General features: G+C 44.8%; 23 protein-coding genes and 3 pseudogenes. 6 read left to right on the top strand and 20 right to left on the bottom strand.

What is annotated here, in order from left to right:
- Window positions 1–76: 76 nt before the first annotated feature.
- Window positions 77–853, bottom strand: coding sequence for an aminoglycoside N-acetyltransferase AAC(3)-IVa (gene aac(3)-IVa / locus ABE954_RS03245; protein WP_001199192.1), 777 nt, complete (start codon window positions 851–853; stop codon window positions 77–79).
- A gap of 113 nt (window positions 854–966) precedes the next feature.
- Between aac(3)-IVa and ABE954_RS03240 the strand changes: the two are divergent.
- Window positions 967–1,673 (top strand): annotated as a pseudogene (locus ABE954_RS03240) (IS6-like element IS26 family transposase).
- A gap of 105 nt (window positions 1,674–1,778) precedes the next feature.
- Here ABE954_RS03240 and chrA read toward each other — a convergent pair.
- The 7 genes and pseudogenes from chrA to lnu(F) all read right to left on the bottom strand — a co-directional run bounded on the left by chrA (window position 1,779) and on the right by lnu(F) (window position 6,941).
- A complete protein-coding gene (chrA, locus tag ABE954_RS03235) occupies window positions 1,779–2,984 on the bottom strand; it encodes a chromate efflux transporter (RefSeq protein ID WP_000184001.1) in 1,206 nt (401 codons plus the stop codon).
- 155 nt (window positions 2,985–3,139) lie between these two features.
- Window positions 3,140–3,343, bottom strand: coding sequence for a hypothetical protein (locus ABE954_RS03230; RefSeq protein ID WP_000376616.1), 204 nt, complete (start codon window positions 3,341–3,343; stop codon window positions 3,140–3,142).
- 127 nt (window positions 3,344–3,470) lie between these two features.
- Window positions 3,471–4,310, bottom strand: a complete 840-nt coding sequence (gene sul1, locus ABE954_RS03225) for a sulfonamide-resistant dihydropteroate synthase Sul1 (RefSeq protein ID WP_000259031.1) — start codon at window positions 4,308–4,310, stop codon at window positions 3,471–3,473.
- Window positions 4,304–4,654 (bottom strand): quaternary ammonium compound efflux SMR transporter QacE, encoded by a 351-nt coding sequence (gene qacE / locus ABE954_RS03220; protein WP_371025725.1) that lies wholly within the window; start codon window positions 4,652–4,654, stop codon window positions 4,304–4,306. Before qacE ends, sul1 begins: the two co-directional genes overlap by 7 nt.
- Window positions 4,655–4,770: 116 nt before the next feature.
- A pseudogene (aadA1, locus tag ABE954_RS03215) lies at window positions 4,771–5,609 on the bottom strand (ANT(3'')-Ia family aminoglycoside nucleotidyltransferase AadA1).
- Window positions 5,610–5,625: 16 nt separating this feature from the next.
- Window positions 5,626–6,099 (bottom strand): trimethoprim-resistant dihydrofolate reductase DfrA1, encoded by a 474-nt coding sequence (gene dfrA1 / locus ABE954_RS03210; RefSeq protein ID WP_000777554.1) that lies wholly within the window; start codon window positions 6,097–6,099, stop codon window positions 5,626–5,628.
- On the bottom strand, window positions 6,096–6,941 hold the full coding sequence (gene lnu(F), locus ABE954_RS03205) for a lincosamide nucleotidyltransferase Lnu(F) (RefSeq protein WP_070342364.1): 846 nt from the start codon (window positions 6,939–6,941) through the stop codon (window positions 6,096–6,098). Before lnu(F) ends, dfrA1 begins: the two co-directional genes overlap by 4 nt.
- A gap of 385 nt (window positions 6,942–7,326) precedes the next feature.
- Here lnu(F) and intI2 point away from each other — a divergent pair.
- A pseudogene (gene intI2, locus ABE954_RS03200) lies at window positions 7,327–8,304 on the top strand (class 2 integron integrase IntI2).
- A 187-nt stretch (window positions 8,305–8,491) separates the two neighbouring features.
- Here the strand turns inward: intI2 and ABE954_RS03195 are convergent.
- Window positions 8,492–8,731, bottom strand: coding sequence for a BrxA family protein (locus ABE954_RS03195; RefSeq protein WP_001353740.1), 240 nt, complete (start codon window positions 8,729–8,731; stop codon window positions 8,492–8,494).
- 519 nt (window positions 8,732–9,250) lie between these two features.
- Between ABE954_RS03195 and ABE954_RS03190 the strand changes: the two genes are divergently transcribed.
- On the top strand, window positions 9,251–9,487 hold the full coding sequence (locus ABE954_RS03190; protein ID WP_371025724.1) for a hypothetical protein: 237 nt from the start codon (window positions 9,251–9,253) through the stop codon (window positions 9,485–9,487).
- 71 nt (window positions 9,488–9,558) lie between these two features.
- Here ABE954_RS03190 and ABE954_RS03185 read toward each other — a convergent pair whose 3' ends face one another.
- On the bottom strand, window positions 9,559–10,575 hold the full coding sequence (locus ABE954_RS03185) for a hypothetical protein (protein ID WP_210814260.1): 1,017 nt from the start codon (window positions 10,573–10,575) through the stop codon (window positions 9,559–9,561).
- Between the two features lie 205 nt (window positions 10,576–10,780).
- On the opposite strand from ABE954_RS03185, the gene ABE954_RS03180 reads away from it, so the two are divergent.
- Complete coding sequence (locus ABE954_RS03180) at window positions 10,781–11,275, top strand: GNAT family N-acetyltransferase (protein ID WP_042849056.1); 495 nt, start codon at window positions 10,781–10,783, stop codon at window positions 11,273–11,275.
- 58 nt (window positions 11,276–11,333) lie between these two features.
- Here the strand turns inward: ABE954_RS03180 and deoD are convergent, their stop codons facing one another.
- From deoD to ABE954_RS03130, 10 genes are all read right to left on the bottom strand, one after another.
- Window positions 11,334–12,050 (bottom strand): purine-nucleoside phosphorylase, encoded by a 717-nt coding sequence (deoD, locus tag ABE954_RS03175; protein ID WP_004914779.1) that lies wholly within the window; start codon window positions 12,048–12,050, stop codon window positions 11,334–11,336.
- 243 nt (window positions 12,051–12,293) lie between these two features.
- Complete coding sequence (deoB, locus tag ABE954_RS03170; protein ID WP_042849057.1) at window positions 12,294–13,517, bottom strand: phosphopentomutase; 1,224 nt, start codon at window positions 13,515–13,517, stop codon at window positions 12,294–12,296.
- A gap of 53 nt (window positions 13,518–13,570) precedes the next feature.
- Window positions 13,571–14,893, bottom strand: coding sequence for a thymidine phosphorylase (deoA, locus tag ABE954_RS03165; protein ID WP_071547692.1), 1,323 nt, complete (start codon window positions 14,891–14,893; stop codon window positions 13,571–13,573).
- A gap of 48 nt (window positions 14,894–14,941) precedes the next feature.
- The gene (deoC, locus tag ABE954_RS03160) at window positions 14,942–15,721 is read right to left on the bottom strand and encodes a deoxyribose-phosphate aldolase (protein WP_048608471.1); all 780 of its coding nucleotides are present in this window, start codon (window positions 15,719–15,721) and stop codon (window positions 14,942–14,944) included.
- A gap of 488 nt (window positions 15,722–16,209) precedes the next feature.
- Window positions 16,210–17,493 carry a NupC/NupG family nucleoside CNT transporter gene (locus tag ABE954_RS03155; protein WP_173424848.1) on the bottom strand — a complete coding sequence of 428 codons (1,284 nt, stop codon included), beginning with the start codon at window positions 17,491–17,493 and terminating at the stop codon, window positions 16,210–16,212.
- 304 nt (window positions 17,494–17,797) lie between these two features.
- A complete protein-coding gene (locus tag ABE954_RS03150; RefSeq protein WP_129466885.1) occupies window positions 17,798–18,583 on the bottom strand; it encodes a TatD family hydrolase in 786 nt (261 codons plus the stop codon).
- Window positions 18,576–19,658 carry a patatin family protein gene (locus ABE954_RS03145; RefSeq protein WP_129466886.1) on the bottom strand — a complete coding sequence of 361 codons (1,083 nt, stop codon included), beginning with the start codon at window positions 19,656–19,658 and terminating at the stop codon, window positions 18,576–18,578. The genes ABE954_RS03150 and ABE954_RS03145 overlap by 8 nt, the downstream gene beginning before the upstream one ends.
- A 150-nt stretch (window positions 19,659–19,808) precedes the next feature.
- A complete protein-coding gene (locus tag ABE954_RS03140; RefSeq protein ID WP_042849062.1) occupies window positions 19,809–20,219 on the bottom strand; it encodes a BON domain-containing protein in 411 nt (136 codons plus the stop codon).
- Window positions 20,220–20,414: 195 nt separating this feature from the next.
- Window positions 20,415–22,004 (bottom strand): peptide chain release factor 3, encoded by a 1,590-nt coding sequence (gene prfC / locus ABE954_RS03135; protein ID WP_042849063.1) that lies wholly within the window; start codon window positions 22,002–22,004, stop codon window positions 20,415–20,417.
- 212 nt (window positions 22,005–22,216) lie between these two features.
- Window positions 22,217–23,281 carry a tartrate dehydrogenase gene (locus ABE954_RS03130; protein ID WP_166687290.1) on the bottom strand — a complete coding sequence of 355 codons (1,065 nt, stop codon included), beginning with the start codon at window positions 23,279–23,281 and terminating at the stop codon, window positions 22,217–22,219.
- Window positions 23,282–23,383: 102 nt separating this feature from the next.
- On the opposite strand from ABE954_RS03130, the gene ABE954_RS03125 reads away from it, so the two are divergent.
- Window positions 23,384–24,301, top strand: coding sequence for a LysR substrate-binding domain-containing protein (locus ABE954_RS03125; RefSeq protein ID WP_042849065.1), 918 nt, complete (start codon window positions 23,384–23,386; stop codon window positions 24,299–24,301).
- A 34-nt stretch (window positions 24,302–24,335) separates the two neighbouring features.
- Window positions 24,336–25,241: a helix-turn-helix transcriptional regulator gene (locus ABE954_RS03120; protein WP_042849066.1), complete on the top strand. Its 906-nt coding sequence runs from the start codon at window positions 24,336–24,338 to the stop codon at window positions 25,239–25,241.
- Window positions 25,242–25,256 lie beyond the last annotated feature (15 nt).

Below are 25,256 nucleotides of genomic sequence, written 5' to 3'. Positions count from 1 at the left end.
GATCCGCTCCACGTGTTGCCCCAGCAATCAGCGCGACCTTGCCCCTCCAACGTCATCTCGTTCTCCGCTCATGAGCTCAGCCAATCGACTGGCGAGCGGCATCGCATTCTTCGCATCCCGCCTCTGGCGGATGCAGGAAGATCAACGGATCTCGGCCCAGTTGACCCAGGGCTGTCGCCACAATGTCGCGGGAGCGAATCAACCGAGCAAAGGCATGACCGACTGGACCTTCCTTCTGAAGGCTCTTCTCCTTGAGCCACCTGTCCGCCAAGGCAAAGCGCTCACAGCAGTGGTCATTCTCGAGATAATCGACGCGTACCAACTTGCCATCCTGAAGAATGGTGCAGTGTCTCGGCACCCCATAGGGAACCTTTGCCATCAACTCGGCAAGATGCAGCGTCGTGTTGGCATCGTGTCCCACGCCGAGGAGAAGTACCTGCCCATCGAGTTCATGGACACGGGCGACCGGGCTTGCAGGCGAGTGAGGTGGCAGGGGCAATGGATCAGAGATGATCTGCTCTGCCTGTGGCCCCGCTGCCGCAAAGGCAAATGGATGGGCGCTGCGCTTTACATTTGGCAGGCGCCAGAATGTGTCAGAGACAACTCCAAGGTCCGGTGTAACGGGCGACGTGGCAGGATCGAACGGCTCGTCGTCCAGACCTGACCACGAGGGCATGACGAGCGTCCCTCCCGGACCCAGCGCAGCACGCAGGGCCTCGATCAGTCCAAGTGGCCCATCTTCGAGGGGCCGGACGCTACGGAAGGAGCTGTGGACCAGCAGCACACCGCCGGGGGTAACCCCAAGGTTGAGAAGCTGACCGATGAGCTCGGCTTTTCGCCATTCGTATTGCACGACATTGCACTCCACCGCTGATGACATCAGTCGATCATAGCACGATCAACGGCACTGTTGCAAATAGTCGGTGGTGATAAACTTATCATCCCCTTTTGCTGATGGAGCTGCACATGAACCCATTCAAAGGCCGGCATTTTCAGCGTGACATCATTCTGTGGGCCGTACGCTGGTACTGCAAATACGGCATCAGTTACCGTGAGCTGCAGGAGATGCTGGCTGAACGCGGAGTGAATGTCGATCACTCCACGATTTACCGCTGGGTTCAGCGTTATGCGCCTGAAATGGAAAAACGGCTGCGCTGGTACTGGCGTAACCCTTCCGATCTTTGCCCGTGGCACATGGATGAAACCTACGTGAAGGTCAATGGCCGCTGGGCGTATCTGTACCGGGCCGTCGACAGCCGGGGCCGCACTGTCGATTTTTATCTCTCCTCCCGTCGTAACAGCAAAGCTGCATATACCGGTTTCTGGGTAAAATCCTCAACAACGTGAAGAAGTGGCAGATCCCGCGATTCATCAACACGGATAAAGCGCCCGCCTATGGTCGCGCGCTTGCTCTGCTCAAACGCGAAGGCCGGTGCCCGTCTGACGTTGAACACCGACAGATTAAGTACCGGAACAACGTGATTGAATGCGATCATGGCAAACTGAAACGGATAATCGGCGCCACGCTGGGATTTAAATCCATGAAGACGGCTTACGCCACCATCAAAGGTATTGAGGTGATGCGTGCACTACGCAAAGGCCAGGCCTCAGCATTTTATTATGGTGATCCCCTGGGCGAAATGCGCCTGGTAAGCAGAGTTTTTGAAATGTAAGGCCTTTGAATAAGACAAAAGGCTGCCTCATCGCTAACTTTGCAACAGTGCCTGTGCAGGCGGATCAAACCGCCGTAGAGGTCTTTGTCAGTCATTTTTTGTGCCTCACAGAGCGACGCTCAACAGCCACCCAGCTGCACCGCTACCGAGGACAACCAGCCACGGCGGGAGCTTCCAGAACATAAGTGCGACAAGGGCAACTAATGCCAAGCCGAAGTCTTGCGGCTGAAAGATGGCGCTAGTCCATACAGGCTGATACAGCGCGGCCAGCAGCAAGCCGACTACAGCGGCATTGATCCCGGCCAGCGCAGCTTGGATGCCTGTATTGCGGCGCAAACGCTCCCAAAATGGCATTGATCCGACGACCAGCAAGAACGAGGGCGCGAAGATAGCCAGCAGACACACAATGCCGCCGATCCAGCCCGACGGGGCGGTGTTCATCGAGGCACCAAGAAACGCGGCGAACGTGAACAAAGGGCCGGGCACCGCTTGAGCTGCCCCGTACCCCGCGAGAAAGGATTCATTGTTGACCCAGCCGGAGGGCACCACTTCGGCTTGCAGTAATGGCAGCACAACGTGACCACCGCCGAACACCAGTGATCCGACACGATAGAAGGAATCCACCATTGCCATGGTTTGACTTGGCATCAGTTCGGCCAACACCGGCAGGCCAATCAGCAAGACAAAGAACAGCGAGAGCCAAAGCACGCCGGCCCGGTGACTGACCGTGATAGGTAGGGGGTCATGCTCAACAACTTTCGCTGGCTTGAACAATAACCGGCCTGCGATGCCTGCGATAGCAATCACGCCAACCTGTCCCCACGCGGACGGCACAAGTAAAACGACGCAGGTAGCAATTGCCATGATGGTGACTCGCAGCCCATCCGTGCATAGGTTACGCGCCATGCCCCATACTGCTTGAGCGACCACGGCCACAGCCACCACTTTTAAGCCATGCAACGCGCCCTGCGAGACGTAATCGCCATAGCTGGAGATGCCGAGCGCAAAAAGGATCAAGGCTATGGCAGACGGCAGCGTGAAGCCAGCCCAAGCAGCCAGCGCCCCGCTGTATCCAGCCCGAGACAGTCCTACCGCTATGCCGACCTGGCTGCTTGCAGGCCCTGGCAAGAACTGACAAAGCGCGACCAAGTCAGCATAGCTCCGTTCGGAGAGCCAGCGCCGCCGTGTGACAAATTCGGCGCGGAAGTAGCCCAAGTGCGCAATGGGGCCGCCAAAAGATGTCAATCCAAGCCGCAGAAAAATAAGAAAGACCGACCATGGTCTGCTGTCATCGGTAGGGTTATTCGTCATACTTTCGCCTTCATGATCTGCAACGAGTTGATCAATAATAAGCGAAATTCGATAACGAAATTCGATATAAATCTAGAAAAAAATACCTCTATGTGTACTACGCAGTTTTAGCTGTGGCTTTCACAGGAGCACGCTTACTTACGGCTTAGCGTGCTTTATTTTCCGTTTTCTGAGGCGATCCCTAGGAGCTCGGATCTCAGGACGAAGGTCTCCGCGAATGTCCGGTCGATCCGCGCGACGTCCCAGGCGGGCGTTCCCTTGGCGGACATCCACGCCGCAGCGTCGTGCATCAGCCGCACAACCTCGTCGATATCACCCGAGCAGGCGACCCGAACGTTCGGAGGCTCCTCGCTGTCCATTCGCTCCCCTGGCGCGGTATGAACCGCCGCCTCATAGTGCAGTTTGATCCTGACGAGCCCAGCATGTCTGCGCCCACCTTCGCGGAACCTGACCAGGGTCCGCTAGCGGGCGGCCGGAAGGTGAATGCTAGGCATGATCTAACCCTCGGTCTCTGGCGTCGCGACTGCGAAATTTCGCGAGGGTTTCCGAGAAGGTGATTGCGCTTCGCAGATCTCCAGGCGCGTGGGTGCGGACGTAGTCAGCGCCATTGCCGATCGCGTGAAGTTCCGCCGCAAGGCTCGCTGGACCCAGATCCTTTACAGGAAGGCCAACGGTGGCGCCCAAGAAGGATTTCCGCGACACCGAGACCAATAGCGGAAGCCCCAACGCCGACTTCAGCTTTTGAAGGTTCGACAGCACGTGCAGCGATGTTTCCGGTGCGGGGCTCAAGAAAAATCCCATCCCCGGATCGAGGATGAGCCGGTCGGCAGCGACCCCGCTCCGTCGCAAGGCGGAAACCCGCGCCTCGAAGAACCGCACAATCTCGTCGAGCGCGTCTTCGGGTCGAAGGTGACCGGTGCGGGTGGCGATGCCATCCCGCTGCGCTGAGTGCATAACCACCAGCCTGCAGTCCGCCTCAGCAATATCGGGATAGAGCGCAGGGTCAGGAAATCCTTGGATATCGTTCAGGTAGCCCACGCCGCGCTTGAGCGCATAGCGCTGGGTTTCCGGTTGGAAGCTGTCGATTGAAACACGGTGCATCTGATCGGACAGGGCGTCTAAGAGCGGCGCAATACGTCTGATCTCATCGGCCGGCGATACAGGCCTCGCGTCCGGATGGCTGGCGGCCGGTCCGACATCCACGACGTCTGATCCGACTCGCAGCATTTCGATCGCCGCGGTGACAGCGCCGGCGGGGTCTAGCCGCCGGCTCTCATCGAAGAAGGAGTCCTCGGTGAGATTCAGAATGCCGAACACCGTCACCATGGCGTCGTCGGCCTCCGCAGCGACTTCCACGATGGGGATCGGGCGAGCAAAAAGGCAGCAATTATGAGCCCCATACCTACAAAGCCCCACGCATCAAGCTTTTGCCCATGAAGCAACCAGGCAATGGCTGTAATTATGACGACGCCGAGTCCCGACCAGACTGCATAAGCAACACCGACAGGGATGGATTTCAGAACCAGAGAAAGAAAATAAAATGCGATGCCATAACCGATTATGACAACGGCGGAAGGGGCAAGCTTAGTAAAGCCCTCGCTAGATTTTAATGCGGATGTTGCGATTACTTCGCCAACTATTGCGATAACAAGAAAAAGCCAGCCTTTCATGATATATCTCCCAATTTGTGTAGGGCTTATTATGCACGCTTAAAAATAATAAAAGCAGACTTGACCTGATAGTTTGGCTGTGAGCAATTATGTGCTTAGTGCATCTAACGCTTGAGTTAAGCCGCGCCGCGAAGCGGCGTCGGCTTGAACGAATTGTTAGACATTATTTGCCGACTACCTTGGTGATCTCGCCTTTCACGTAGTGGACAAATTCTTCCAACTGATCTGCGCGCGAGGCCAAGCGATCTTCTTCTTGTCCAAGATAAGCCTGTCTAGCTTCAAGTATGACGGGCTGATACTGGGCCGGCAGGCGCTCCATTGCCCAGTCGGCAGCGACATCCTTCGGCGCGATTTTGCCGGTTACTGCGCTGTACCAAATGCGGGACAACGTAAGCACTACATTTCGCTCATCGCCAGCCCAGTCGGGCGGCGAGTTCCATAGCGTTAAGGTTTCATTTAGCGCCTCAAATAGATCCTGTTCAGGAACCGGATCAAAGAGTTCCTCCGCCGCTGGACCTACCAAGGCAACGCTATGTTCTCTTGCTTTTGTCAGCAAGATAGCCAGATCAATGTCGATCGTGGCTGGCTCGAAGATACCTGCAAGAATGTCATTGCGCTGCCATTCTCCAAATTGCAGTTCGCGCTTAGCTGGATAACGCCACGGAATGATGTCGTCGTGCACAACAATGGTGACTTCTACAGCGCGGAGAATCTCGCTCTCTCCAGGGGAAGCCGAAGTTTCCAAAAGGTCGTTGATCAAAGCTCGCCGCGTTGTTTCATCAAGCCTTACGGTCACCGTAACCAGCAAATCAATATCACTGTGTGGCTTCAGGCCGCCATCCACTGCGGAGCCGTACAAATGTACGGCCAGCAACGTCGGTTCGAGATGGCGCTCGATGACGCCAACTACCTCTGATAGTTGAGTCGATACTTCGGCGATCACCGCTTCCCTCATGATGTTTAACATTTTATTAACCCTTTTGCCAGATTTGGTAACTATAATTTATGTTAGAGGCGAAGTCTTGGGTAAAAACTGGCCTAAAATTGCTGGGGATTTCAGGAAAGTAAACATCACCTTCCGGCTCGATGTCTATTGTAGATATATGTAGTGTATCTACTTGATCGATCAGGCTTTTGTATATCTCCCCACCACCTGAAACAATGACATGATCCGTTATTTTCTTTAGGTTGGTTAAAGCATCTTTAATTGATGGAAAGATCAATACGTTCTCATTGTCAGATGTAAAACTTGAACGTGTTACGACCGCATACTTTCGGTTGGGTAATGCTCCCATTGATTCAAAAGTCTTGCGTCCAACCAACAGCCATTGGTTATAGGTAATAGCTTTAAACAGGAGCTGTTCACCTTTGGCACTCCATGGAATATCAGGGCCATTCCCGATAACTCCATTCTTCGATATAGCTACCATTAGTGATAGTTTCACAATTCTTCCTCAGAGGTTAACATTTTATTGTGCGGCGTCGCAGATTCATTTAGCAACCTTTTTGTCTGCGCAATTACAATTCTCGGAAGCTCGATATTCAGAGGTCCAGCCACACTCCTGAACAATTCGAGACTCCACTTCCACGTTTCATGATAGGCTACACATAGTGCTTTTGGTTCCGCGCTGCCTGTGCATGCCAGGTAGCGATTATACGAGTCCTCCGAGACATCCTTTTCGAGCGCGCGTGAAGGTGTCGGCCAGTGGTCTGTTGCCCCTTCATGGAGGCGAACCAACTTGAGTAAGTTTTCATGTGCTTTGCTGAGCAAAGCCCAGGCGCGAGCATACTCTCCCCGATTTAAAAGATTTGCCCCAAAGAGCATCAGGCTGATGAGGTTCAATACAAGTCCTTCCACCAGCGGCGCGCCTTCACGTTTCGGGGGACTGCCCACGAGAGCACTCGCGTACCTTGACAACTCTCCTGATCGGTCCAACAAAACAGCCTCCTCAAGCGAGGGAAACCACCCGTAGCCTTGCCAAGTGGAAATGACCGGTATGTCCGATTTTCGCATGAAATGGAATTCACCGCGAATGCCGTTTTCAAAAAGCGCGGTGTGGTGGCCGAAGTCATCCGGAAAGTAAGCTGCAACCGGACTTACAGCATTAAGCCACGAGCGCTGATCGAAATTTTCAAAATGATCATCCTGGATGAACACTGCAAATTCGATATCAGAGAACTCGTCACCCTCTCCGATAGCAAATGAGCCGAACATCAGCGCCGCGATTATTCGTGCATCCTCATGGCAAGCTTCCTTGAAGCGTTCGATCATTTTCTGCTGAAGCATTGAAACATCCTTTTGTTGAAGCCACTGATTCTGCGGAAAGGTATACGCAGCTTTTGTTTTATTCTTACGCACAACATTTTATTAGTAAGCATGCTCGTTTTGTCACCCGCTGATGCTTACCGTTAATTAATATAATCACTTGTATTAAATAGACTTTCTTTAAAAATACAAGACACTCTGTTATTACAAATCGTGCATGCCGTCTATCCTGCTTGCACGATGCACATTATCTCACCCAAAGAACTCATAACATTTTAATTTATTTAGCATTAAATTAAAACTCTACCGGTAAACAAGCATCTCTAGGCGTAAAAAACAGGCACTTTTTTAAATCCCAGCTAGAATAGGCTGTATAGGCAGACAGTTGCAAGACAAGGAGCGTTTTATGTCTAACAGTCCATTTTTAAATTCTATACGCACGGATATGCGACAAAAAGGTTATGCGCTGAAAACTGAAAAAACTTACCTGCACTGGATTAAGCGTTTTATTCTGTTTCACAAAAAACGTCATCCTCAGACCATGGGCAGTGAAGAGGTCAGGCTGTTTTTATCCAGCTTAGCAAACAGCAGACATGTAGCCATAAACACGCAGAAAATCGCTTTAAATGCCCTAGCTTTTTTGTACAACAGGTTTTTACAACAGCCGTTGGGCGATATTGATTATATCCCTGCAAGCAAGCCTAGACGGCTACCCTCTGTTATCTCTGCAAATGAAGTGCAACGCATTTTGCAGGTTATGGATACTCGCAACCAAGTTATTTTTACGCTGCTGTATGGTGCAGGTTTGCGCATTAATGAATGCTTGCGTTTGCGGGTTAAAGATTTTGATTTTGATAATGGCTGCATCACTGTGCATGACGGTAAGGGTGGGAAAAGCAGAAACAGCCTACTGCCCACGCGCCTAATCCCAGCAATAAAATAACTCATTGAGCAAGCGCGGCTTATTCAGCAAGACGACAACTTACAAGGCGTAGGGCCATCGCTGCCTTTTGCTTTAGATCACAAATACCCTTCTGCTTATCGACAAGCGGCGTGGATGTTTGTCTTTCCCTCCAGCACGCTCTGCAACCACCCGTATAACGGCAAATTATGCCGCCATCATCTGCATGACTCCGTTGCGCGAAAGGCATTGAAGGCAGCCGTACAAAAAGCAGGCATCGTTAGCAAGCGTGTCACTTGTCATACATTTCGTCACTCGTTTGCTACGCATCTATTACAAGCGGGGCGTGATATTCGCACTGTGCAAGAACTCTTAGGGCATAACGATGTTAAGACCACGCAAATCTATACGCATGTGTTGGGTCAGCATTTTGCCGGCACCACCAGTCCTGCGGATGGACTGATGCTACTTATCAATCAGTAAAAGTAGATAAATATCTTTATGTAGCCCTGAGTAGCCCCTGATACTTTTTATGGTGAAAAAGATAAACAATCATAGAGGGGATAAATATGAGCCAGTTCTACCATTGTTCAGATAAGTTTAAGCAAGATACTGTCAATCACAGTGACCATTCATGGTCATTACACTTCCTCCAGTTGCCAGACAATGCCTAACATAAAAACGCAAAAGCCCAAAAGTCAGAGCTTAGGTGTTCTAGGCGTTTTCTAAGCGCTGAAGAAATACGTCTTACCGTAGATTGCGTGCGTTTCTGAAGCACATTTTCCTTATACATGGCTTTATCCCAGGCAGCTTCATCAAGCTCTTGGAGTAACAAGCCAGTAATAATGCGACACTCTCGGGTTTGTAGCGAGCCGCTGGTGAGATCGGAGTTATAGCGGAAAGGGGTCATTTGTAATTATTTGTGGGTGGAGGATAGTTAACTTATTATTGTAGTTGGAAGAGGCTGCTTTCCAAACATTAGCACCTCGTAATGCTTGTTACTGTATATTAATTTATGCTCTTAGCGCATGTTAATGGGCTATTACAATGCATAATGTCCACATCAAGATAACTGTGGCTTAACACCTGTACAAGCGAAAAAAATCAATCACCTGTCCGGAAATACGGGATCACTGTAAAGTGTTGGTGAGGCAGTCTAGGAGGGGGATTTAATTTGGGATACTGATGAAAGGATTATGATCAGTTGGATATAGGATCGTACTAAGCTGAGCGGCAGGTTAGCTAGATTAGTTAACCAGATAAGTGAAATCTAGTTCCAAACTATTTTGTCATTTTTAATTTTCGTATTAGCTTACGACGCTACACCCAGTTCCCATCTATTTTGTCACTCTTCCCTAAATAATCCTTAAAAACTCCATTTCCACCCCTCCCAGTTCCCAACTATTTTGTCCGCCCACATCAAACCGGTGTGAGTGAAAAAGAGTTAACCGAAGCAAAAAATATTTGGCTGACAGAAAATGCACAAGTCACTGATAGTTCAAGTTATTGGACCGAAGCTCTGGCACAGATTGCCGCTGATGATGGGCAATACCAGCGTTTAAACCAACAGCAAAGTATTATTCATCAACTCACGGTTAAGGATATTAATCGTTTATCTCATCAATATTTAGGGCAGAATTCAAAAGTGTTTATGATGACGCCTTAATTCAGTCATTAAGGTTAGAAAGCCAACAATATATTGTTGGCTTTTTTATCCAGCACTATCATTATTGCTATTCAAAAACAAAAGATTTTTTTTACCTCTAAATAAGCTTTTTTTATTTTTTTTATGAGAAAAAATAATTTACATTCAATAGTATTTAATAATCGCTCCCGTAAGCTTTTAGGTTTCTTCTTGAGATCATCGAATATACGGACAGGCTTGACTATTGCAGTCTTTATTTTTATATAATCACCAAGATTACTCTCAATTCTATTCAGCGTTGCCTGCGGTAAGATCTCAAATGCATATTCGTATAACTCATTTAGTTTCTTAATAAATACTTCTGGTTTCTCTTCTCTCTTCAAACTCAAAACATTCTCTCTAAAGTGAATAAATAGCTTATCGGGAACATCTTTTATTCTACTCATTTCAGAAATTTTTTTAGTTAATTTATTATATAACTGATTAGCAACATCAATCGGTTCTGGTATTTTTATAGTTTCTTTTGGTAGCGGAGGAAGAGGTTTTAAATCAATACATTCTGTATTTTTAGCTATCTCCATTGGTTCTTTTAAATAGCTAACAATGAATTCATTTGTAACATATTCTTTATCTATAAAAAGCTCATAAAAGTCATAAATTTTAATAACAACGTCATCCGAAGATTTCGTTTTTTTCATTTCTCTAATTGTTTCTTTAATGAGATCAATGCTTTTATTGTCTACTTTATTATTTTTCAATAAGCTATAGAAATTTTCTTCTATTTCATTTGGAATGGTAATCGCTTCCATCAATGGCGGCCATTCCGTCCTCTTAATGACTCTTATTCTATATTCATTTCTTTCAAGTCCAACTTGAGTTAGATTATTACCTTTCAATACACCGTGAAGAGGTGGCTCTGCATATTTAATATCATCAATATTATTTTTATTCTTTTCTCTTAGATTTATGGGCGATAATTTTGGAGTCTGTTTAATATTTTTAATTTGTTTAGTAACATATTTTTTAACTTTTTTTGGAGCACTCTTTATGTGAACTTTTTTCATTGTTAAACTAGTGAAAAAATTTTTTTTACTCATTGATTCAAGCATGATAATTCCTCTGAATAAATTACTGAACGCTATATAGCCAAAATCGTATATCTATTTATTATGTTGTGATATCAGATAGCGATTTTGTTTATTTTTAGTCACTCAATTTGTAATGCCTTTCATGACGTTGATGACTATCGATTGACAGATTATCGTTTTAATGTGATTAATATTCTTATAATAAATAACGATAAAGAGATTCTATATGAATAATGTAACCATCCGCAGAGCAACACTGGACGATGTCCCTGCAATCACCCAAATGCACGCTGACTATTCGGCATATGCCAATACATTACAGCTTCCTTATCCAAGCGAAAAAATATGGGAAGCCCGGCTAGGCACGAGTGATCCGTTGGTAACACAATTTGTTGCCACTATTGATAAGGAAGTTGTAGGTTTGCTAGTCATTAGTCAGCCTAACCAAGTGCGCCGTCGCCATGTCGCCACTTTCGGTATTACCGTCAGTGAAGCTCACCAAGGCAAAGGTATTGGCTCACAACTGATGCAAGTGATGGTGGATTATTGCGATAACTGGTTGAATGTGCGCCGTATTGAGTTAGAAGTATTTGCGGCAAATGGCAGTGGTGTTGGGCTATATGAAAAGTTTGGCTTTGAACTCGAAGGCCGCATGAGAGACTATGCGTTTCGTGATGGGCAATATGTCGATGCCGTGATGATGAGTAGAATCAAAAAATAGCGATAAAAAATGCCACACAATAGGTGGCATTTTAGTGCATAATGAAAACATCTAACGACTATTTGTCGCCTAATAGCACTGAATCTAATGCAATTTCAATCATCTCATTGAACGTAGTTTGACGCTCTTCTGACGTGGTTTGTTCACCCGTTTTGATGTGGTCAGAAACGGTACAAATCGTTAATGCGCGCGCACCAAACTCAGCCGCCACACCATAGATACCTGCAGCTTCCATTTCAACCCCCAGAATGCCGTACTTTTCCATCACTTTAAACATATCAGGGTCTGGTGAATAGAACAGATCCGCAGAGAACAAATTACCAACGCGCACATTCACGTTTCTTGCTTTTGCTGCTTCAACCGCATTGTGGACTAAGTCATAGTCTGCAATCGCTGCAAAATCATTTTCTTTAAAACGTTGGCGGTTAACACGCGAATCCGTACAAGCGCCCATACCTATTACAACATCACGCAGTTTTACATCATCCATCACTGCGCCACATGAGCCCACACGAATAATCACTTTTACACCGAAATCGGTGATCAGCTCTTTTGCATAGATAGAGCATGAAGGGATCCCCATGCCGTGACCCATAACAGAGATTTTGCGACCTTTATAAGTCCCTGTAAAACCTAACATGCCACGCACATTATTGACTTGGCGAACATCCTGAAGGAAAGTTTCAGCGATGTATTTTGCACGTAATGGGTCGCCTGGCATCAAAACGACATCAGCGAAATCACCCATTTCTGCATTAATATGTGGAGTTGCCATGATTATTTCCCTTTAAACGATTAAATATTGTTAAATTAATAAGGTGGTCTCCCACCTTATTATTAAAAAAGATGACAGCAAAGCCTTGCCCATTACCTTTAATTCCCCGCCATTACCCTAAATAATTTAAGTTGTAGCAAGGCGGCAAGTAAAACCATCCCTATGAGCATACACAAGTATGTGATTAGGGTGGTTTTGTGCAGCCAACACCGCTACAGCTCAAAGTATGACGGGTAATGGGTATTAGAGCATTGGCTTACCATACTCCATCGGAGACAAATCAAAGTATTTTGCAACTGTTTGCCCTATGTCCGCGAACGTTTCACGGTGGCCTAATGAGCCTGGTTTAACTTTCGGGCCATAAATCAGCACTGGGATATGCTCACGTGTATGGTCAGTACCTGGCCAGGTTGGGTCACAACCATGGTCTGCGGTTAAAATCAGAATGTCGTCTTCTTTAACCAGTTTCATTAACTCAGGTAAACGACGGTCAAATAGTTCTAATGCAGCGGCATAACCTGCTACATCACGGCGATGGCCATATGCGGAGTCAAAATCAACAAAGTTGGTGAATACAATAGTGTTATCACCCGCCAGCTTCATTTCTTCAACGGTCGCATCGAACAGTGCATCAATACCTGTTGCTTTGATTTTCTTAGTGATACCAACGTGCGCATAAATATCGGCAATTTTACCAATAGAAACGACTTCACCTTGTTTTTCATCAACTAATTTTTTTAATACTGTTGGAGCTGGTGGCTCAACTGCTAGGTCATGGCGGTTACCAGTACGTGTGAAGTTACCTGCTTTATCGCCAACGAATGGGCGAGCGATAACACGACCTATATTGTAACCACCTTTAGTTAGCTCTTCGCGAGCAATTTCGCACAGCTCATACAGTTTGTCTAAGCCATAGGTTTCTTCGTGACAAGCAATTTGGAATACAGAGTCTGCTGAAGTATAGAAAATCGGTTTCCCCGTTTTCATATGTTCTTCACCCAGTTGGTCGAGGATGACCGTACCTGATGAGTGGCAGTTACCCAAATAACCCGGTAAGTTGGCTTTTTTAACTAAGGTATCCAGCAATTCTTGTGGAAAACTATTTTCTTCATCAGAGAAATATCCCCAATCGAAAAGCACAGGCACACCTGCTATTTCCCAGTGACCTGATGGCGTATCTTTACCTGAAGAAATTTCGCTTGCATAACCGTATGCACCAATAATTTCTGCATTAGGATCTAATCCCGCAGGGAATGAACCGCTTGATTCTTCTCCTGCTTTACCTAAACCTAATTTAGTTAAGTTAGGTAAATGAAGAGGGCCTTTACGACCAATATCTGCTTCACCACGAGCACATGCATCTGCAATGTGGCCCAATGTGTTTGAACCTTCATCACCGAATTTATGCGCATCATGCGCTGCACCAATCCCAAAGGAATCTAAAACCATAATAAATGTGCGTTTCATATTTTTTCTCCCGCGGTACATTCAAGTCAACATACCACTAAAATCTCTGTTTATTACTCGCTGATTTGGCGATATACCATCGGTGTTTCTTGTGGAGCTTTATCTCCAATCACCATTGCATCCCGCACTTCTTTCGCAGCGTCTTCCCATGCTTTTTCACTGTTCGCATGGATAATAGCTAATGGCGTTTGTGTATCTACTTTAGAACCTAACGCCGCGATATCACTCAAACCAACACTGTAGTCAATTGGGTCTGACGCTTTACGGCGTCCCCCACCTAACGTCACGACTGACATACCTAATGCACGGGTATCCATATGTGTGACAATACCGTCTTTTGGTGCATAGACCGCTTTGCTTAATACTGCGGTTGGTAGGTATTTATTGTAATTTTCAACAAAATCAACTGGCCCTTTTTGAGCCGCAACCATGCGCCCAAAGACTTCAGCTGCTTTGCCGTTATCCAATACCGCTTGTAACTTCTGGCGTGCTTCATCACGATTAGCCGCTAATGATCCAGACACTAACATTTCAACACACAGTGCCATAGTCACTTCATACAAACGTGGGTTACGGTATTCACCTGTTAAAAATTGTACGGCTTCACGCACTTCAACCGCATTACCTGCACTTGATGCCAATACTTCATTCATATCAGTCAATAACGCGGTTGTTTTGCAACCAGCGCCATTTGCGACCTTAACGATCGATTCTGCAAGTTGCTCGGATTTTTCATAAGTCGGCATAAATGCTCCGGAACCAACTTTGACGTCCATAACAAGAGCATCAAGGCCTTCCGCCAGCTTTTTACCTAAAATTGATGCGGTGATCAGCGGAATTGAATCAACTGTTGCCGTAATATCACGGGTGGCATAGAAGCGTTTATCTGCAGGTGCTAATGAGTTTGTTTGGCCAATAATGGCAACACCTACGTCTTTGATAATGTCACGAAAACGGGAATCATCAGGGAAAATATCGAAATTTGGAATTGCTTCGAGTTTATCTAATGTACCACCAGTATGACCTAAACCACGGCCTGAAATCATCGGAACATAACCACCACACGCTGCAACCATAGGGCCAAGCATCAGTGAAGTCACGTCGCCTACTCCACCAGTCGAATGTTTATCGACTAATGGGCCATTCAGGTTAAGTGATTTCCAATTAAGAACTGTCCCTGAGTCACGCATTGCCAATGTCAGAGCAACGCGTTCAGGCATCGTCATATCATTAAAATAGATAGTCATTGCTAATGCAGCAATTTGACCTTCTGATACTGAATTATCACGAACACCATTGATAAAGAAACGAATTTCTTCTTCACTTAGTGGTTTACCATCGCGTTTTTTACGAATAATTTCTTGTGCCAGAAACACGATATACTCCTTTAAAGTCGAATTTATCGGTTAACAATATTGCGAAAATTAATAATTGCTGCTTGATTTTTTAACGTCAAAACCTAGCGTATTTAATAAATTTGCTAATAAGCTTGATGCGCCAAAACGGAAATGGCGGCTATCAGCCCAATCGTCACCTAAAATTCTTCCTGCTAATGCTAAGTAATCTGCTGCTTCTTCTGCAGTACGAACGCCACCAGCCGGTTTAAAACCAACCGTTTTGGCTACGCCCATATCGTGGATCACTTGCATCATGATTTCTGCACTTTCTAATGTCGCATTAACAGGCACTTTACCTGTTGATGTTTTAATAAAATCAGCGCCAGCTTTAATTGAAATTTCAGAAGCTTTGCGGATCAATGCCGCCTCTTTTAATTCACCGGTTTCAATAATCACTTTCAGCAACACATTTGCCGCAGCACAAGCCTCTTTACAGGCTTTCACTAAATCAAAACCAATTTTTTCATTCCCCGCTATCAGCGCACGATATGGGAAAACCACGTCAACTTCATCTGCACCATAAGCAATCGCCGCTTTAGTTTCAGCTAATGCGATTTCGATGTCATCATTACCATGAGGGAAGTTCGTTACTGTCGCGATACGGACGTCTGGAGTACCTTGTTCACGTAATGTTTTACGTGCAATAGGGATAAAGCGAGGATAAATACAGATTGCAGCTGTATTACCTGCTGGGCTTTTCGCCTGATGGCATAATGCGATCACTTTTGCATCAGTATCGTCATCATTTAAAGTGGTTAAATCCATCAGGGTCAGCGCGCGTTGTGCGGCTGCTTTTAAATCAGTCATATAACTCTCCAACGTTGTTAATTCTTCAGAACGACACGTTCTTTGTTGGCGAGCGGGCTTGGTTCCTTAAAGATGCTAGTCGGATACTTTCCGAACTGAGCAGCTGAGATCCTTCTCACCGCATCATGCCCTAGAGTAACTTTACTCTGAGAACTAGCAGTTCCATAGCAGCTTACTAATGATAGTAGACCATGGAATAGCGTTATTTTATGTGCTACAAATCACATTAATCGACTGAATGTTACATTATTAAAATAATAAATGTGATACAGATTACAATTATACCTAATCTGACGGCCATTTTATTCTCTCAAATGGCTTTTCGATACATGCTTTATCATTAATTTACTACGTTAAGAGTAGTTGAAAATTTTCGATTGATATAAAAATTCACAAAAGAATATAACGCATCAAATTAAAAACGGAAGGACAAGAGCCCTTCCGTTATATTTGTTTAAGAGAGCCAGCTTTTGCCCCTCGAAACAACATCAAGCAACTGCCGCTGCACCTAAAGTCAGGAAGAAGCCTGCAATTGTTGCACTCATTAAGTTAGACAGTGTACCTGCCATAACCGCTTTCATGCCTAAGCGTGCGACATCACCGCGGCGACTTGGCGCCATTCCGCCCAAACCACCTAATAAGATAGCGACAGATGATAAGTTAGCAAACCCACACAGCGCAAAAGAAATAATCGCTTTTGTATGGTCAGATAACACTTGTTTACCCGCGGCTAAAACCTCAGCATCTGCCTTCATGTACTCACCAAAGTTCATGAATGCAACAAACTCATTCACAACAATTTTTTGGCCAATGAAAGACCCTGCGACTGTCGCTTCGCTCCATGGCACCCCAATGAGAAATGCAATCGGTGCGAACAACCAACCGAGTAATAGCTCCAGTGATAATTGAGGATAATCAAACCAGCCACCAATTCCACCTAAAATACCATTAATTAACGCGATCAACGCGATAAAAGCCAATAACATTGCACCCACGTTCAGCGCAAGTTGCATCCCTGATGAAGCCCCTGAAGCGGCTGCATCAATAATGTTGGCAGGGCGCTCGTCTTCAGCAACTAAATCCGTCGCATCAACTCTGTCTTTAACATCTTCTGTTTCTGGTACCATCAGCTTGGCAAATAATAGCCCACCCGGCGCTGCCATAAAGGATGCAGCTATCAGGTATTCCATTGGGACGCCCATTTGAGCATAACCCGCCAATACTGACCCTGCAACAGATGCCAAACCACCACACATGATGGCGAATAGCTCAGATGTTGTCATTGTTGCGATATATGGGCGTACCACCAGTGGCGCTTCTGTTTGACCAACAAAAATATTCGCTGTGGCTGATAACGATTCTGTTCTGGAGGTTCCTAAGACTTTTTGCAGACCACCGCCTAATACCTTAATCACTAACTGCATGATGCCTAAGTAATAAAGAACCGCAATCAGTGATGAGAAAAAGACGATGATAGGCAGCACGCGAAAAGCAAAAATAAAGCCGCCGCCACCAAATAATTCAAACATTTTATCGGAAACAAGGCCCCCAAAGATGAAACTCATCCCATCTTGGCCATAACCAATAACTTTAGAAACAGCGTCAGACATTCCTTGGAGCACACTACGCCCCGCGGGAACATAAAGGACAAATGCGCCAATAACAAGTTGGATTAAAAATGCACCACCGACTGTGCGGAGTCGAATAGCCCGGCGATTGCTAGAAAATAGGACGGCTATCGCGATAAGCACCGCCATTCCTATAATACTCATAATGAGCTGCATGGAAGGATCCCTGTTCACTTGATTTTAAATTGATATATAAGGAAACGTGTACGTCACCTTGTCTCTTAGTTTGATGATTATACCTAGTCATCATGAATAACCCGCAATACTCATCACAAATACGTGGTGCAATAAACAATAAAAATTCAAATAATGTGACAAAAATCACAAACAAGACTCGGTTTAGTCTGGAAAGGCACTAAACATCTCATCAACCAAAGCAAAATATGAATGGAGCAAAATAGATAGGTAGCAAGCTTACATAAATATTATTTATCGTTTATTTGCGGTTTTACTCCGTTAGATTAAATAACGACAAACTATTGTTGTAAAGTTGTTGGGCAATTTCTGCGGGGGATTCGTGGCGAAGTTCACATAATGCACGAAAAACCCATTGAATACGTTCTGGCCGATTTGGCTCGCCTTGAAAACCTGACACTGGCATGTCCGGTGCATCCGTTTCTAGCAGTAACGAGGAAAGGGGTAAATTAGATATCACATTACGTGTTTTATTGGCTCTTTCATAAGTAATCGTCCCACCAACACCAATATAATAGCCAAGTTTAACAAAAGCTTGCGCTTGAGATAAGCTCCCTGCAAAGCCATGAATAACACCACGAGCAGGAACATCCATACGGCGCAATATCGCCGCTAGCTGATCGTGGCTTTTTCGTGAATGCAAAATAACAGGTAAATCGAATTGTTTTGCCAGCCTTAATTGTGCAGAAAGTATTTTTTGTTGATGCTCGAACTGTGGATTTTGCATGTAAAGGTCTAACCCTATCTCCCCTATCGCCACACAGTTTTTATCTTTTTTATTAAGGTAATCGACTAAAATATCAATGTGTTGATCTTGATACTGGCTTAAGTACAACGGGTGAAAGCCCATCGCGGCATACAACGATGAGTGCTGCTGTGCGAGTTGCCACACGCGTGCAAAATTATCGACACTGACAGTTGGAATAATAATCTTACTCACCCCATTTTGCTTAGCAAGCGCTAAACTGTCAGTAAATGCATCACTGAAAGGTGGGAAATCAAAATGGCAATGGGTGTCAATAAACCGCAGATTATCCATCTAGCTTCTCACTAGCTTGCATCCCTTTTAGGGGCTGTACAGCCATTGTAGGGACTAAATCTCGATGTTCTTCAGGCTCGATTTGTATATCAATCGGGTTTAATTCTATTTTTTGCTCTAAGGTACGGCTAAATCTACGCCTATTTTCAATAAACGCATCCCCAAGTGCCGCCATAAAATAGCGGCCGCATCGTCTACCCGTATGATAATCTTGGTTCAATGAAGAAACTTTACTTCCCAGCGCACTGCTCTTGAGTGGAACCGGTGGGTAAATTTCAAAGATCTGTACATCCTTAGGTGGATTTTCAATAAATTCCTGCGTCTTACGGTAGCTTTTAAGGTGAATTTTTAACATTGCAGCCATGCGCTGCAAGCCATTACTATCCCCCTCTAACCAGCGAGTCATTCTTTTCACCCATTCAGGCGTAAAATACATTTGTGATGGCACTGTACGGATCACAACAATCGTCTCAGCACCACGATGATAAGCCTCTTCAACAGGAACCGCCGCGCTGATCCCACCATCGAGGTACAAAGTCCCACCAAGCTCAACACCTGTTCGATAAAAACCAGGAATAGCGCTCGAAGCACGGATAATATCTAACCAAGAATCTGCTGTAGGTTGTAAGAACTCAGCCATAAAGTCATCGCTGCGGCTTGTCCCCATATAGAACTCGCGCCCTGATGCAAGTAATTCAAGCCCTGCTTGCATCCGCAATGGTAATTCTTTTGCTGTTGTTTCAACTAACCAGTCAAGGTCAATAAGGTGCCCCCCACGAATAAACCGTAGTGGGTTAAAGAAAGCAGAATTGGTGGTATAGCGAGTAATCACTCGTCGTGCATAACCTGCTTGGCCGCAGATATAAGCAGAAAGATTTTGTGCCCCAGCAGAGGTACCAATCATTAAGTCAAAAGGATTAAAATCGGAAATTAAAAACTCGTCCAGTACGCCCGCAGTAAAAATCCCTCGTTGCCCACCACCTTCACATATCAGTGCGGTTTTCCCCGAGTTAATGTTGTCTAAAAATGCGAGGGGCTCAATAGTGCCCAATGTCACTGCGACGTGTTTCCCCATACTACCCCTTAATCCGTTATTTCTTGTATTTTTGACTAAAGGCTCTCAAGCCACCTAAAAATAGAATGAGCCTTCTAACGAAAGCCCATTCTAACGGATCTGTATAATAAATATTCAGCAATTTGCGCTATTGATACATTTATTTACCAATCAGTTGGCAAGCACCAGACCATTTTGGACTGATTTCACCCCATTAACTTGTGATGCCACCAGTACAATTTTGTCAATTTGATCCGTCGAGGTGACAAAACCTGATAAATAAACCACTCCATTAACGGTTTTCACTGATACATTATTACTCGAAATACCTTTCGTACCGAGTAGTTTTCCTTTCACATCAGCGGTGATCGCAGAGTCATCAATATACTCACCCGTATTTTTTGCACCGCTCGAAATTGCATTTCCTGTATCCTTACCCGCCATTTCAACGGTTTTTGACGCGCTGTCCCACGTTTCTGAAGCTTGTTTTTTCAAAGCGCTATCTGATGATGAGCTACAAGCCGTGAGCGCCCAGCTCAACCCAATAACCCCCAAACAGCTTAATAGCGTTGCTTTTTTCATAAAAAACCTTCCTTTCACTGTGATGGACTAACTAATAATATAGCCTAAGTAAAAAAACGTTAAAAATAAAGAGAAAGAAGACAAAGACAGAATATTCTTGATGCAAATGCGATAAAAAACAGAAAAATAGGCTTTAAAAGAAGGTCGAAAGAAGATCCCCCGCTACAAAACTAGTAGCGGGAGAGAAAAAACGTATTAGTGTTCGCGTGTTTTACGGAACCTAACATCAGGGTAGCGTTCACTAGTGAGATTTAAGTTCACCATTGTTGGCGCAATATAAGATAGGTTATCACCGCCATCAAGTGCTAAATTTTGCTCATTTTTACGTTTAAATTCTTCGAATTTTTTCGCATCGTCACACTCAACCCAACGAGCTGTAGAAACGTTTACGGCTTCGTAAATAGCTTCTACGTTATACTCGCTTTTCAGACGTGCCACTACCACATCAAATTGCAACACACCGACCGCGCCAACAATTAAGTCATTATTGGTTAACGGACGGAAAACTTGTACCGCACCTTCTTCCGAAAGTTGAACAAGGCCTTTTAACAGTTGCTTTTGTTTTAATGGGTCACGTAAACGAATACGGCGGAACAATTCAGGTGCAAAGTTAGGGATACCCGTAAACTTCAACTCTTCACCTTGTGTAAAGGTATCACCGATTTGGATAGTCCCATGATTATGTAAGCCGATAATATCCCCCGCATAAGCATTCTCAACTTGAGAGCGGTCACCAGCCATAAAGGTTAAGGCATCAGAAATTACCACATCCTTTTTAATACGCACTTGACGTAGTTTCATGCCTTTTTCATAAGTACCTGAAACAATACGCATAAATGCAACACGGTCACGGTGTTTCGGGTCCATATTAGCTTGGATTTTGAACACAAAGCCCGTAAATTTTTCTTCTGTTGCTTTCACTTCACGCAAATCTGTTTTACGCGCTTGTGGTTGTGGAGCCCATTCGACTAGCCCGTCTAACATATGGTCAACACCAAAGTTACCTAAAGCCGTACCAAAAAATACCGGGGTTAACTCACCTTGCAAAAATGCTTCATGGTCAAATTCATGGGATGCGCCTTGAACAAGCTCAAGTTCATCACGTAATTGGGCTGCCAGTTCGTCTCCCACAGCAGCATCCAATTCAGGGTTATTTAACCCTTTAATAATGCGAATTTCTTGAATTGTATGGCCTTGACCTGTTTGGTATAGGATGGTTTCATCACGCAGTAAGTGGTAAACACCTTTGAATAATTTACCGCAACCTATAGGCCATGTGATTGGGCAACAGGCAATTTTCAGCTCGTTTTCCACTTCATCCATTAATTCCATTGGGTCGCGAATATCACGGTCCAATTTATTCATGAATGTTAAGATTGGCGTATCACGTAAGCGAGTAACTTCCATCAGTTTACGTGTCCGGTCTTCAACCCCTTTACCTGAGTCAATAACCATCAAGCAGCAGTCAACCGCAGTCAACGTCCGGTAAGTGTCTTCCGAGAAATCTTCATGCCCTGGGGTATCAAGTAGGTTAACAAGGCAATCGTTATAAGGAAATTGCATGACAGAGGTAGTAATCGAAATACCACGCTGCTTTTCCATTTCCATCCAGTCGGATTTAGCGTGCTGGTTAGAACCCCGGCCTTTTACCGTACCAGCCCGTTGAATAGCATGCCCGAACAATAACACTTTTTCAGTGATTGTGGTTTTACCCGCATCGGGGTGGGATATGATAGCAAACGTTCTACGTGTGCTAACTTCATGGAGAAAGTTCTGATCTGTCATTTAACCGTTCTTTTCGTTTATATACAGATTTGTATAGGCATTCGAAGAGGCTTGATTTGGCTCTAAGCGCAGCAAATCCGTTTTGTTAATCAAAATTGGTGGATATTTTCGCAGATCTTGGGGGTATTAACAATCAAAGCATCGAGGTACACGTAAAACAGTACCTCGACCCTGTAGCAAATTAGCTAAATGATAACAATATAAACCACTGGTTAAAGCGCCACTAAGTGAGCAATTTCCTCTCCAAGTGCTTGTGTACTGGCATCCCCACCCATATCACGAGTTAAGTTCCGGCGCTGTTTAATCGCAGTTTCCACTGCGCTCATAATAGTATCGTGGATATCTTGGCAGCCTAAATGCTGCATCATCATGGCTGCGGCCCAAATAGTACCGATTGGGTTTGCAATATTTTGCCCTGCAATATCTGGCGCAGAGCCATGAACTGGCTCAAACATTGATGGAAATTCTTTTTCAGGGTTAATATTTGCAGATGGTGCAATCGCAATCGTGCCAGTACAAGCAGGCCCTAAATCAGACAAAATATCACCAAATAAGTTTGACCCAACAATCACATCATAAAACTCAGGCATTCGAACTAAGTTGGCAGCAAAAATATCGATATGGAATTGGTCGACTTTAATTTCTGGGTATTGTTTTGCTATTTCAGCTACCCGACTGTCCCAATAAGGCATTGAATGAAACAAACCATTCGATTTAGTCGCGGAACTTAGATGTTTTTTGTCGCGCGATTGTGCTAAGTCAAACGCATATTTTAAAATACGGTCAGTACCTTTACGGGTGAAGATACTTTGCTGCAACACCATTTCTTCATCAGTACCTTCATATTGAATACCACCAATAGCCGAATACTCACCCTCCACGTTTTCACGCACCACATAAAAATCAATATCTCCGGGGTTTTTATCCGCAAGTGGGCACTTGATGCCATCAAACAAACGTACGGGGCGAAGATTCACATACTGGTTAAATGCGCGACGAATTGGCAGTAATAACCCCCACAAAGAAATATGATCAGGCACCCCAGGGAAACCAACCGCCCCTAAAAAAATAGCATCAAATTTTTTCAATTGTTCTAAGCCATCTTCAGGCATCATACGCCCCGTACGATGGTAAGTTTCACATGACCAATCAAAATACGTAAAGTTAAGCTTTATATTATGTTTACTCGCTGCCGCTTCTAAAACTTTTATCCCCTCAGGGATCACTTCTGTACCGATGCCATCACCTGGGATTACTGCGATATTAAATTGTGACATAGTGAAAACCTCTGATAAATGAATTGGGTATGTTTGTTCTCCAGTTTATGGCTTGCTGTGATAAAGTATAGGCATGAAGTGTAATCCTTAGGTTTACAAACTATGAACAAGCTCCCAGCATTAGAGGATATCCGCGTTTTTGTGACTGTTGCGCGCCTAATGAGTTTTTCTCAAGCAGCTCAGCAACTGTTGGTTTCCCCTGCTTATATCTCTAAACGAATTAAATTGCTCGAAGAAAATTTAGGGCAAATATTATTTTTTAGGACTGCTCGTTCAATTAAACTCACCCATGAAGGGCAGATAATTTTACGCAGTAGTGAAGCGATGTTAGCAGAACTTGAACATATGCAAGAGCAGCTTAATGCATGTCGAGAAGAGATCCGTGGCTCGCTTCGCATTAGTTGTAGCACCGGGTTTGGTAGTACATACATTAACCCGTTCATCCTCACATTACGGGAAAGTTACCCTTTACTAGGGATTGACCTTACACTGACAGATAAATCCGTCGATATTATCAATGAAAATATTGATGTTGATATTTGTATCGGAGGCGCCATTTCCGAGCAATTCATTGCTAGACGTATCGCCCATAACCAGCGGGTTTTATGCGCATCACCAAGTTATTTGGCTAAATATGGCTACCCTAAATATCCGCAACAGCTTGAGCAAAAACACTTGTGCATTGCTATCAAGGAACGCAACCAAGCTCCAGCTGTTTGGAAACTTGAGCAGCAACAAGAAAGTATGACAGTCACACCGAACAGTAAGCTGACCGTCAATAATGGTGAAGTGGCCAAACAATGGTGTTTAAGTGGCGAAGGCATACTGCTGCGCTCCCTATGGAGCGTGCTTCCCGAATTGCAATCTGGTCAATTGATACGTGTTTTACCACAATGGCACCAAACAGCAGATGTTTATGCTGTTTATTCGAGAAGTATCCGAACTAGTGCTAATCTTAGAGTGTTTATTGAAAATTTAGAGCAATTCCTCACCAACAATTTACACCATGAACGCACTTAATTAAGTTTTATTAGCAAAAGGTGGATATGCATTGATGATAGAAGCAGAGACATTCAAAGAACGTTTATTAAAACTGCTAAAACAGAAAAAAATGAGCCAATTAAAAGCAGCTGAAGCCCTTGGTGTCTCAAGAACCGCGGTCAATAAATGGACAAAAGGTGGCATGATAGATGAAGATAACCTTGAAAAACTCGCCACACTATTGGATGTCGACAAAATTTGGTTGAAATACGGTGAATACACCAATAGCCTAATTACTGTCACCAATGCAGGGGTCATGCGTAATATAAATGAAGTCCACCTCCAAGAATCTGCGGATATCGTCACATGGGAATGGGACTTAATGAGCGGAGAGCTCAATTACTCTGATAACGTTGAAGCCGTTTATGGCATCAAAATCACCAGTAATGAAGATTTCTGGGCATTAATGGATCACCACTCTAAAGAAAAACTGGTTAATGGTTATTCCAAAATCATCCGCGAAGGTGGAGCCCATGAAATGGATTTCAAAATTAACTGGGAAGGTGAATACCGCTGGATAACATCTCGTGCCACAGGTGTTCGGGGTTCAAATGGAAAAGTAACTAAATTAGTCGGGATTAGCTTAGACAATACTGAACGTAAAAATAATGAATTACGCTTACGTAAAATCAAATGCTACTTTGATGTTTTACTTTCTCATTTCAATCATCTTGTTGTTTTCACAGACAAAGCGGGTGAAATTTTAGCCAGTAATTTAAACAGCCTCTCATCTGAAATAGACTACCTCGACCTACAACGCTTATTGTATCAATTAGTCATTAGTCATAAATCATGGCTAGATGAAGTACTCGATACTGGCCGAGGGCAGGTTGTTTTTCAAGATAAACAAATTACAGCTTATCAACATGTTAATGATGAACAGCAGATATTTTTAATGTTTGAGTTAAAAGATATCTGAGTGGTTAATCATTGC

Source organism: Providencia sp. TYF-12 (assembly GCF_041344805.1).
Classification (GTDB): Bacteria; Pseudomonadota; Gammaproteobacteria; order Enterobacterales; family Enterobacteriaceae; genus Providencia; species Providencia huashanensis.
Note: the sequence above shows the minus strand (reverse complement) of the source record. Positions and strands in the feature narration are given on the sequence as shown.

Excerpts from the sequence above, each read along its gene's own strand:
- deoB (WP_042849057.1), bottom strand. The coding sequence starts at position 13,517 with ATGAAACGCACATTTATTATGGTTTTAGATTCCTTTGGGATTGGTGCA.
- sul1 (WP_000259031.1), bottom strand. The coding sequence starts at position 4,310 with ATGGTGACGGTGTTCGGCATTCTGAATCTCACCGAGGACTCCTTCTTC.
- deoD (WP_004914779.1), bottom strand. The coding sequence starts at position 12,050 with ATGGCAACTCCACATATTAATGCAGAAATGGGTGATTTCGCTGATGTC.
- ABE954_RS03120 (WP_042849066.1), top strand. The coding sequence starts at position 24,336 with ATGATAGAAGCAGAGACATTCAAAGAACGTTTATTAAAACTGCTAAAA.
- deoC (WP_048608471.1), bottom strand. The coding sequence starts at position 15,721 with ATGACTGATTTAAAAGCAGCCGCACAACGCGCGCTGACCCTGATGGAT.
- ABE954_RS03145 (WP_129466886.1), bottom strand. The coding sequence starts at position 19,658 with ATGGGGAAACACGTCGCAGTGACATTGGGCACTATTGAGCCCCTCGCA.
- prfC (WP_042849063.1), bottom strand. The coding sequence starts at position 22,004 with ATGACAGATCAGAACTTTCTCCATGAAGTTAGCACACGTAGAACGTTT.
- qacE (WP_371025725.1), bottom strand. The coding sequence starts at position 4,654 with ATGAAAGGCTGGCTTTTTCTTGTTATCGCAATAGTTGGCGAAGTAATC.
- ABE954_RS03125 (WP_042849065.1), top strand. The coding sequence starts at position 23,384 with ATGAACAAGCTCCCAGCATTAGAGGATATCCGCGTTTTTGTGACTGTT.
- ABE954_RS03195 (WP_001353740.1), bottom strand. The coding sequence starts at position 8,731 with ATGACCCCTTTCCGCTATAACTCCGATCTCACCAGCGGCTCGCTACAA.
- ABE954_RS03185 (WP_210814260.1), bottom strand. The coding sequence starts at position 10,575 with ATGCTTGAATCAATGAGTAAAAAAAATTTTTTCACTAGTTTAACAATG.
- ABE954_RS03180 (WP_042849056.1), top strand. The coding sequence starts at position 10,781 with ATGAATAATGTAACCATCCGCAGAGCAACACTGGACGATGTCCCTGCA.
- ABE954_RS03130 (WP_166687290.1), bottom strand. The coding sequence starts at position 23,281 with ATGTCACAATTTAATATCGCAGTAATCCCAGGTGATGGCATCGGTACA.
- ABE954_RS03150 (WP_129466885.1), bottom strand. The coding sequence starts at position 18,583 with ATGGATAATCTGCGGTTTATTGACACCCATTGCCATTTTGATTTCCCA.
- chrA (WP_000184001.1), bottom strand. The coding sequence starts at position 2,984 with ATGACGAATAACCCTACCGATGACAGCAGACCATGGTCGGTCTTTCTT.
- ABE954_RS03155 (WP_173424848.1), bottom strand. The coding sequence starts at position 17,493 with ATGAGTATTATAGGAATGGCGGTGCTTATCGCGATAGCCGTCCTATTT.
- ABE954_RS03230 (WP_000376616.1), bottom strand. The coding sequence starts at position 3,343 with ATGGACAGCGAGGAGCCTCCGAACGTTCGGGTCGCCTGCTCGGGTGAT.
- ABE954_RS03140 (WP_042849062.1), bottom strand. The coding sequence starts at position 20,219 with ATGAAAAAAGCAACGCTATTAAGCTGTTTGGGGGTTATTGGGTTGAGC.